Genomic DNA, 9,364 nt, shown 5'->3' with positions numbered 1-9,364 from the left:
CACCCGCTACCCCGACGCAGCCGCCGCCCTATCCGGCGAGTAGCCGCACCACTCTTGATTTCCCGCACCGAAATTCGCATGCGATTCTCGGTGCGGGAAATCAGAAGTAGTGCGGCTGCGTGCATCCGGCGGGCCGGGGGGTGCACCTGTTCAGGCGCACCGCCCGCATGGGTTCACCCTCTGGGAGCGCTGGCGTTCTCCGTCGGCCACATGCACCCGCCACAGCCGCACACCTGCTGATTTCCCGCACACGGAATGGCATGCGATTCCATGTGCGGGAAATCAGGAGGTGTGCGGCTGCGCGCTCAACAAACTTGACCCCGGCGCCGAAGACACCGCTCCGCTACCCCGACACCGCGGCGGCGCTGTCCGGCGAGTAGCCCGCAGCCGCACCACTCTTGATTTCCCGCACCGAAATTCGCATGCAAATTTCGGTGCGGGAAATCAGAAGTGGTGCGGCTGCGTGCATCCGGCGGGTCGGGGGGTGCACCGCTTCAGGCGCACCGGCCGAATAGGTTCGCCCCAGGGAACGCTGCCGTTCTCCGTCGCCCGCGTGCACCCGCCACAGAATCCGCAGCCGCACACCTGCTGATTTCCCGCACACGGAATGGCATGCGATTCCGTGTGCGGGAAATCAGGAGGTGTGCGGCTGCGTGGTCAACGAACTCGGTTCCGGCGCGGCCGCTGATGGGCGTGGCCGTCGGACGGCGGGGGCGGCCGATGCTCAGCGGTAGGTGAGTCAGGACGCGTGGGGTTGAGTGGTCGGTGGGGCGAGGTCGGGTGCGGCGGGGTAGGCGAAGCTGATCTTGCGGGTGGTGGGGTCGGCGGAGACCAGGCGGACTCGGACTGCTGCGCCTTCCGGCGGTTCGCCTACGCAGGGGCCCAGGACCGGTGGGTCGGCGATGAAGATCTCCGCGGCTCGGTTGCCGTTGGCTTCGCGGACGACCACCGCGTCGAACTCGGTGCCGGCTCGCTCGGCGAGCAATGTGGATTCGGTGAGGTCGATGCAGGAACGTTCGACCTTGTTTGCTATCGAGTCGCTGCGGCGCATGCTGTCGGCCGTTTCGATCAGGCCGTCCTGAACCCATTGCGGCACTTCGGTTCCCGCGCAACGGGCCAAACAGATCTCGGTGCTGAATCGGTCGGTCAGCCGCCGTAACGGTGCGGTGACGTGGGCGTATGGTGCCCGGATCGCGCTGTGCTGCAGGCTTTCCGGCGTCGCGACCTGGGTGTCCCCGTTCACCACGGTGTAGGAGGCCCCGCGCAGCAGGCTGGTCGCCTCCGACATGAGCACAAGCGCGGCAGGGGTATTCGGGTCCAGCCCCGCCAGCATCTGCCCGACCGACAGCCCCTCAGGCCATTCGACCCCCAACGCGGCCGCCGTGCGATGCATGGACGCTATCGCCGACTCGGCGGGCGGCGGCATGGTGCGCAATAATGCCGGCGCTCCCCCGTCGATCATGATTCGCGCCGCGCACATCCCGGTCAGCAGTGAAACCTGCTCGTTCCAATCATCCGCGGCGGTACGCGGTTCGACGATCAGCCGCCAATGTCCGTCCGACTGATCGTCGCGAACAATGCTCTGCGCGGGCAGCCGCAGCCCGATCGCGCCGCGCAGCAACCCGGCTTCGATGCGCCGCGTGCCGAATTCCGGCAGGGCCGCGATCGAAGGGTGCAGTCGCCCGGCGTCGGCATCGGCTTGCACGCCCGCGTAGTCGAGCCGGGCCTCCGAACGCACCAGCGCCCGCTCGACCGAAAACCGTTGCGGTTCAGCCTTTTCGTCGAGCTCGATGGTCCACAGCGCGACCGGCCTGGTCTGCTCGGGCAGCAGGCTCGCGGTGCCTTCCGACAGCACCGGCGGGTGCAGCGGCACGGTGCCGTCGGGTAGGTAGAAGGTTTGCCCCCTGGCGCTCGACTCCTTGGCGAGCGCGCCGTGCGGATCGATCACCGCACCGACATCGGCGATGGCGTAGTGCAGCAGAAAGCCGCTGCCGGTGCGTTCGAGATGCAGGGCCTGGTCCAGATCCATGGCCCCGGGCGGGTCGATCGTCACGAACGGGATGTCGGTTCGATCGGCCCGGTCGCCCGCGAACGCGTCGGACGCGTCGCGGGCTTCCGCGGTGGCCTCGGCGGGATACGCCGAGGCCAGACCGAATTCGGAACGGATGGCGCCGAAATCAACCGGCGCCGAGACGATCCGCTGATGCAATTCCACGCTGAGGGTGCCAGACCTACTGCAGCGCCAGCATGGTGCCGTTCAACGAATCCAACGGGCCGTACACGGTAAAGGTGACATGTCCGCCCGGAACCGCGGCCGACACCGCGGCCGCCGCGTCCAACGCCTCACCGAACGAAGCCGCCGAAGGATGAGGCAGACCACCGAGGGTCTGACCGAAACGGTTCTGGGCGACCCAGACCGTGTCAGCCGGGCTGAGGTCGACCTGCACCCCACCCGGCAGCGGCGTCACCGCTACGGCACTGGCGGAGCCAGCGCCCATCATGGCGAAAACCGAAGCAGCCCCGGCGATCAACGCGCCGGCGACCAGTGAGCGAACAATCCGCATAGAGTTGAGACCTGCTTTCCCGCATTCGAAGTGTGAAGGGCTCGTTGCGGCCACGCAACGGGCCGTGCCAACGCGCACTACTTTATGACGTCGATCACGGTCCGGCTAGTTACCGGCAGATACGCCCGGCGAGTTCACCGCCCCGACATGGCCGCGACGTGGCTGCTAACGTGGGCCGCCGTAGCGGGTCTCACACTTCGACCGCACTTTTCGAAACGTCCTGTACGTCGACAATTGGGAGTTCCACGGCTATGTCATCGATTCTGTACGACTACCTGTTGCCGCTCATCGGAGCAGACCAGGCAGCGTATTGGGCCCAGGTCTTCGTCATCGCACCGGTCTGACCCACAAGTCTTCTGCCACAAGACGTCGCCTCCCGTTCACCGGACGGGAGGCGACTTTCGTCCCGGACCGCTAGCATCCCGCTCCGTGATCAGAACTACCGCCGCTATCGCGGCCAGCGCCACCCTCGCCGCCCTGCTGCTCACCGGTTGCGGGGACGACAAGGCAAGCAGTGCCTCCCCCTCCTCCTCGGCTCCCGCGGCGGCGTCCAACGGCGACGCGCAAGTTGTCGACAACGTGAAGGCGGGCGCGTTCGTCGTCAGCTTCCGCGGCGCGTTCCCGAAACTCGCCGACGGCAAGGACGATCCGAAGATCGCCACCATCCTCAGCGACACCTGCAAGGAGATCAAGGCGAACAAGTCCGAGGACGACGTCGTCAAGAGCATCGTCAAGCGGTCCTCCGGCAAGGTCGAAGCCACTACCGAGGAGGCGCGGGCCATCTACCAGATGGCCAAGATGATGTGCTGAGTCAGCGCTCTTTCAGCCACGGCAGGTAGTCGGGCAGATATTTCAGCACGTAGCCGATGGTGATCATGCTGATGATGGCGATGACGGGAATGAGCACGGACATCGGTCCGGTCCTAACGTTGAACTGCCGGTGCGGGTCGTACGGCGCCGAAAACGGTGTCGGCGGTACCCGTATCGGTATACGCCGGTCGAGTTACGCGCGTGTGCCGTTTTCCGTCGTCGCCGGCGATTCGTCCGGCGAATCGAGTCGGCGCTGCTCCGGGCTCGCAGGGATCGCTGCGGGCTCGGCGGGTGCGGTGATCCCTGCGGGCTTGTCGGATGCGGCGACCGCCGCGGGTTCCGCGGGTGCGGCGACCGCGGCGGACTCGGCTGGCACCGACTGCTGTTGCGGCGGTGGCGAATTGGTCGCAGCCGACGGTGTCGCGCGTTCGAGGAAACGCAGCAGCTCCACCGGGAACGGCAGCACCAGCGTCGAATTCTTTTCCGCCGCAACCTGAACCACGGTTTCCAGCAGCCGCAGCTGCAACGCGGCCGGCGATTCCGACATCTGCGCACCCGCCTGCGCCAGCATCTTCGAGGCCTGCAACTCACCCTCGGCGGAGATCACCCTGGCCCGGCGTTCGCGTTCCGCCTCGGCCTGACGCGACATCGAGCGTTTCAGCGAATCCGGCAGTGCCACATCCTTGATCTCCACCCGATCGATGTGCACGCCCCAGCCGAGCGCCGGGCTGTCGATCATCAACTCCAGGCCCTTGTTCAGCTCCTCGCGGTTGGACAGCAAGCTATCGAGGTCGCTCTTGCCGATGATCGACCGCAGCGATGTCTGCGCCACCTGCCCGACGGCGAACAGGTAGTTCTGCACCTCCACCACCGCGAGCACCGGGTCGAACACCCGGAAGTAGACGACGGCGTCCACCCGCACCGTCACGTTGTCTCGGGTGATGCCCTCCTGCGCGGGCACCGGCATGGTGACGATCTGCGTCGACACTTTGCGCATCCGGTCGACGAACGGAATCAGCAGGCGCAGCCCCGGTTCCCGGGTGGAGACCACCCGGCCGAACCGGAAGATCAACCCCTTCTCGTACTGCGCGACCACCCGCGCGCTGGCGGCGGTCAGCACACCGCCGACGATCGCGCCCACCCCCACTATGCTGCCGATAACGGCGAGTAGGTCCATGCCTGGCCCCCAAGCGCGCCCGGGTGCAGCAGAGGCGGGCGCCTGGGCGCTCCGGCCCCGCGGCTACCTCCATGATGGCACCGCGGAACCGGTTGCGGCAGAAGATCAGACTGCCATTATTTCAGCGTCAGCCGCTTGACCGCGGTGCCACTCTCCAAGCTCTGCTGATTGTCGCCCGACACCAAAGTGCTGAACACCCTGACGGTTTCGCCCGCCGCGGGAGTGAACGGCTCGGCATCCGGGATCTTGCCGGCGGTGACGGACACGGTCTGGCGTTCGGTGTTGCACGTCGCCTTGGTCGTCGCACCGATCGTCTGCTGCGCGCCCTCTCCCGTGCTCCGGACGAACACCTGCAATGTCACCGTCTTGCCGGGCGCCTCGCACTTGTAGGCCACCGACACCTCCACGCCACCGCCGCTCAATTCGGCGCCGGTGATGTCGACGTTGGTCGTCGGGGGCTTCGGCGGGGTGGTGGGGGTCGGCTCCGCGCCGGCCATCCCGGCGCAGGCAACGGTGGCCAGAGCAGCCGCCGCCGCGAGGACCCCCGCGCGACGCAGCATGGTGTGAACGTTGATGACGATCTCCTAGCAGTCGATCCCGCGGCAGCCCCGAATCGGGCACACCGCACAAAACCTCGACCGACAATGTACTGGTATCCGATGCGTCCCGGTTGTCCCAATCATTTGGCCACAGAGTGGATCTCAGCCGTTAACCCGGAGTTCGCCGGGAGAGCCCCGGCGGGCGGACGAGTTGGCCTGTAAGCCGGATCCTGTCCCCGGTTCGCACCGGGGGGCGACCATCCATCTGGACACACCGTTGCCGGGTGCCTCGAGCGGTCCACCCGCAGGCTCGGGCGAGCAGCCCTCGAACACCTGCGCAGCCGCACCGCGAACGGTGCGACCTTTGACCTTGCTCCGGGCGGGGTTTACCTAGCCGCCCCGGTCACCCGGGGCGCTGGTGCGCTCTTACCGCACCGTTTCACCCTCACCACACGACCCGAGGGTCGTGGGCGGTCTGTTCTCTGTGGCACTGTCCCGCGGGTTGCCCCGGGTTGCCGTTAGCAACCGCCCTGCTCTGTGGAGTCCGGACTTTCCTCGGCGCCGGGCAGCGGCACACATGTGCCCGTTCCCGATGCCGCGGTCGCCCGGCCAACTCGTCCGCCGTACCAGAGTACTGGTCACCATCCACGCCACCAGGGTGCGACCCCCGTCAACACAGTACGGTTGGGATCCATGGAACGTGTCGAGGTCGGCTTCCCCTCCGGAAGCGAGCAGTGCGCCGCCTGGCTCTACCGTCCGGATGGTGCGCCCAAGCCCCGCCCGCTCGTCATCCTGGGGCACGGCCTAGGGGCGAATCGGGAGATGGGGCTCGACCGGTACGCACGGCGCTTCGCCGCCGCCGGCATGGCGGTCCTGGTGTTCGACTACCGGCATTTCGGCGCGAGCCAGGGTGAGCCGCGGCAGGTGATCCGGATCGGGCGCCAGCGCGAGGACTGGCAGTCCGCCATCGCCTACGCGCGCACCATCCGCGGCATCGACGCGACCCGGATCGCGTTGTGGGGCACCTCGTTCAGCGGCGGGCACGTGCTCGCCGTCGCCCCGCACGACGACTACCTGGCCGCGGTGGTCGCGCAGGTGCCGTTCACCAGCGGCTGGTCCTGCGCGATGGCCAAGGGGCCGATCAGCATGACCAAGGTGACCGCCATCGCCGCCACCGACCTGCTCATCGGCCCGCTGCGGCGCAAGCACGTCGGCATCCGGCTGGCCGGACGCAAGCGCTCCGCCGCCCTGATGAGCGCCGCCGACGTGCCCGAAGGCAACGGCAGGCTGGCCGAGGAAAGCGAGCACTACAAGCCGAAGGTGGCTGCCCGCATTGCCTTCTCGGCCCTGTTCGACTCCCCCGGCAAACGAGCCAAGTCCCTCAAAATGCCCGTCCTCTACGCACTATGCGACAACGACTCCATCACCCCCATCAAGTCCGCCCTACGCGCCGCCGAACGCACCAAGCACGCCGTCGTAAAGCGTTACCAAGCAGGCCATTTCGACATCTACTTCGACGACGTCTTCGAAAAAGCCGTCTGGGACCAAACCGAATTCCTGGTCTCCATCCTGCGCCCGTAGATGTTCCGCCCACCCAGGTCGAACGTCATTGACCTCCGGTAGGTGACGCGACTGCCCTGCGAGAGTGCGGGTCTCGGCCGGTAGTCGGCGAAAGGGCCATCCGCTCACCGTGATTCGGCGAGGAGTTCGCGAGTGACTGCACTCCTCCACCACTTTTCGACGCGATCCGGGGACCAGCCGCGTTCGACGGTGAGTTCGGTGTACACGTCGATGTTGCAGAGGGCGGCGTAGATGTCGAGGGCGGATTCCAGGTCGACGCCGGGGCGGAAGGTGTGGGGCGGCCAGGCCTCGAGCACCTGGCGGTGGGCGTCGTCGGCGCGGTTTCGCGCGTCGCGGTAGGCCTGTGCCAGTTCGGGTTCCGTGCGGCCGGCCTCGCGCAGCAGGACGATCACCTCGCCGGCGCGTTCGAACAGGCGGCGGTCGTAGGCGATCATCGCGGCGAGTTGCCGGGGTGGCTCGGGGGCGGTTTCGAGTTCGGCAAGTAGCTGGGAGACGTCGGCGGACAAGTCGGCGGAGTCGGCCAGCGCCCAGGTCAGTCCGTTCTTGTTGCCGTAGGCCGCGTAAATAGTCGGGACGGAGACGCCGGCTTCGCGGGCCACGTCGCGCACGGTGGTCGCGGCCCACCCTTTCGCGACGAACAAGGTACGCGCGGCGCGGGCGATGTCGGCGCTGGTCTGCTGCGCCTGAGCGGTGCGGCGCAGCGAGTCGTAGCGGCGACGGGCCGGTTCCTCGGTCACAGGGGTTCCCCTTTCGGTTTTCGCTACTTATATTCAATATATGACAGATAAGACAGAGCGGGTAATCGCCTGGTCGTTCCCCCGTATCGGCGGTCTTGCCGCCCTCGGTTTCGCGGTCGCCATCGTCGGCGCGAATCTGATCCTGGCACCGGCGGGCATGCCCGCGGTCGGCGCCGACGTCGAGGAGGCCGACGCCTTCTTCACCGCGAACTCCGGTCCCGCCGGATTCGCCTCCGCATTCATGCCGGTCGCCTGGATCTGTGCGCTCGTGTTCGGCGCCGCCGCGGTCGCCGTGATCTGGCCGCGCGAGCGCACCGAAGGCTCGGCCTGGTCACTGGTCGGATTCGCCGGCCTGCTCTTGCAAACTGCCACCTTCGTCGGGGTCGGCGCTGTCCGCCTGGCCCTCACCGCCACATCCGACCACACGCCCGCGGGCACCGCCGGACTCTGGGCCTTCCACAACGCCCTGTTCTCGCTCAACGGCACTTTTCTCACCGTGGCCCTGGTGGGACTGTCCCTCGGCGGCATCCGTACCGGCCTCATCCGTCGCTGGCACGCCAGCCTCGGGTTGGTCGCGGCCGCAGGCCAATTCATCGCCGCCACCATCACTCCAATGATCATCGACCACGCGAACCCACTCGCCTCGATCAGCCTGGTCAGCTGGCTGTTGTGGGTGGTCTGGATCGTCACCTACGGCATCACCTTCCTCCGCCTGCAACCTGATCACCAGCTCGTCACCGCCTGAGCCGCACACCCTTTGCGTAAGCCGCACACCCTGTTCGAAGGATGTGCGGTTTACGCAGAGGGTGTGCGGGTCTCACTCCGGCAGCAGACCCACGGCCATGTGCCGCTCCAGAGTGGGTGTGCGGCAAGGTGATGTCGGCGGACGTAGATTGTCGAGGACACCTCCGGAATCTAGGAGCCGCGATGATCGATCCACTGATCCTGGAAGCTCGGCGAGCCCATCTGCTCGATCAACTGCGCGAACTGCGGCGTGGGGTGAGTGAACTGGCGGAGGGATACGGGGCGCTTCAGACTTCGGGGCTGCTCATCGACACCGAAGGTATCGGGGCTCTCACCACGCCTGCCTATTGTGTGGCCGGCGCCCGAGAAGTGTTCGAGGAGGCCACGATCGAACTCGATGCCGCCGTCGATGCTCTCGATCGTGCGGGGATGTATACGACCCGGCTTCGCGCGGTCGTCCTCGACTGAGGACTGCCACCGTAGTCCAGGTCGAGTCCACGGACATGGGCGCGGACAGCGGACAGCGGACGATTTCTCAGCAGCCGCCGATATGGCCAGCGATTTCGTGCGCGTCGGCACGGGCGGTGCGCGCGAGAAATACTTGTCGGCACCCACCGCTACAGTCCCCTGCTATGAACCCCGCGACTGCCGTCGTCGCCGAGATCGTGAGTGGCATCGACCCCTTCGACGCCCTCGAACAGGACCACCTCGACGAGACCCTGGCCTGGCTGGCATCCACCGATGACGTGTACCGCCGCGTCAAACCGGCAACGCCGCCACGCCATCTGGTTTCCTATGTCGTGCTCGTGGACCCGGACGCCCGGGCAGTACTCCTCGGGCACCACCGCCTCGCCGGACTGTGGCTACCGACGGGCGGCCACGTCGACCCCGGCGAACACCCGCTCGAAGCGGCTCGTCGCGAGGCGACCGAGGAAATCGGCATCCATCCCGATTTCACCGTCACCGGCCCCGACCCCTTCTTCCTCACCGTCACCACCACCAACGGCACCGACAGCCACGAAGACGTCAGCCTCTGGTACCTCATCCGAGGGGCCCGAACCCACCCCTACACCCTCGACTCCCGCGAATTCAGCACCGAACACTGGTGGGACATAGACAAATTCGCCCTCCCCGACTCCGACCCCCACTTCCCACGGTTCCTGGCCAAGCTGGACAACGCGCTCTCCCGAACCCCGGCTCAGTAGACCGTGC

10 protein-coding genes and 1 other RNA gene are annotated in these 9,364 nt (G+C 67.0%); 5 read left to right on the top strand and 6 right to left on the bottom strand.

Going from position 1 to position 9,364, the window contains the following annotated elements; genetic code table 11:
* Positions 1–739: 739 nt before the first annotated feature.
* Together F3087_RS44265 and F3087_RS44260 are read right to left on the bottom strand one after the other, a co-directional pair.
* Positions 740–2,215, bottom strand: a complete 1,476-nt coding sequence (locus F3087_RS44265) for an RNB domain-containing ribonuclease (RefSeq protein ID WP_150408192.1) — start codon at positions 2,213–2,215, stop codon at positions 740–742.
* Positions 2,216–2,231: 16 nt separating this feature from the next.
* Positions 2,232–2,564 (bottom strand): hypothetical protein, encoded by a 333-nt coding sequence (locus F3087_RS44260; protein ID WP_150408191.1) that lies wholly within the window; start codon positions 2,562–2,564, stop codon positions 2,232–2,234.
* 429 nt (positions 2,565–2,993) lie between these two features.
* Between F3087_RS44260 and F3087_RS44255 the strand changes: the two genes are divergently transcribed.
* Positions 2,994–3,374, top strand: a complete 381-nt coding sequence (locus F3087_RS44255) for a hypothetical protein (protein ID WP_150408190.1) — start codon at positions 2,994–2,996, stop codon at positions 3,372–3,374.
* Positions 3,375–3,567: 193 nt separating this feature from the next.
* Here F3087_RS44255 and F3087_RS44250 read toward each other — a convergent pair whose 3' ends face one another.
* The 3 genes from F3087_RS44250 to rnpB form a co-directional block, all read right to left on the bottom strand.
* Complete coding sequence (locus F3087_RS44250) at positions 3,568–4,551, bottom strand: slipin family protein (RefSeq protein ID WP_150408189.1); 984 nt, start codon at positions 4,549–4,551, stop codon at positions 3,568–3,570.
* 116 nt (positions 4,552–4,667) lie between these two features.
* On the bottom strand, positions 4,668–5,111 hold the full coding sequence (locus F3087_RS44245) for a hypothetical protein (RefSeq protein ID WP_150408188.1): 444 nt from the start codon (positions 5,109–5,111) through the stop codon (positions 4,668–4,670).
* Between the two features lie 182 nt (positions 5,112–5,293).
* Positions 5,294–5,707, bottom strand: an RNA gene (gene rnpB / locus F3087_RS44240) — RNase P RNA component class A.
* 76 nt (positions 5,708–5,783) lie between these two features.
* On the opposite strand from rnpB, the gene F3087_RS44235 reads away from it, so the two are divergent.
* Positions 5,784–6,671, top strand: a complete 888-nt coding sequence (locus tag F3087_RS44235; RefSeq protein WP_150408187.1) for an alpha/beta hydrolase — start codon at positions 5,784–5,786, stop codon at positions 6,669–6,671.
* Between the two features lie 104 nt (positions 6,672–6,775).
* Here F3087_RS44235 and F3087_RS44230 read toward each other — a convergent pair whose 3' ends face one another.
* Positions 6,776–7,408 (bottom strand): TetR/AcrR family transcriptional regulator, encoded by a 633-nt coding sequence (locus F3087_RS44230; RefSeq protein ID WP_150408186.1) that lies wholly within the window; start codon positions 7,406–7,408, stop codon positions 6,776–6,778.
* 40 nt (positions 7,409–7,448) lie between these two features.
* On the opposite strand from F3087_RS44230, the gene F3087_RS44225 reads away from it, so the two are divergent.
* The 3 genes from F3087_RS44225 to F3087_RS44215 all read left to right on the top strand — a co-directional run bounded on the left by F3087_RS44225 (position 7,449) and on the right by F3087_RS44215 (position 9,357).
* Complete coding sequence (locus F3087_RS44225) at positions 7,449–8,153, top strand: hypothetical protein (protein WP_150408185.1); 705 nt, start codon at positions 7,449–7,451, stop codon at positions 8,151–8,153.
* 182 nt (positions 8,154–8,335) lie between these two features.
* Positions 8,336–8,620, top strand: a complete 285-nt coding sequence (locus F3087_RS44220) for a hypothetical protein (RefSeq protein WP_150408184.1) — start codon at positions 8,336–8,338, stop codon at positions 8,618–8,620.
* Positions 8,621–8,784: 164 nt separating this feature from the next.
* Entirely contained in the window at positions 8,785–9,357 is a 573-nt protein-coding gene (locus tag F3087_RS44215) for an NUDIX hydrolase (RefSeq protein ID WP_150408183.1), read from the top strand.
* The last annotated feature ends 7 nt before the right edge of the window (positions 9,358–9,364 follow it).

The sequence above is a fragment of the Nocardia colli genome, from assembly GCF_008704205.1.
GTDB classification, from domain to species: Bacteria; Actinomycetota; Actinomycetes; order Mycobacteriales; family Mycobacteriaceae; genus Nocardia; species Nocardia colli.
Note: the sequence above shows the minus strand (reverse complement) of the source record. Positions and strands in the feature narration are given on the sequence as shown.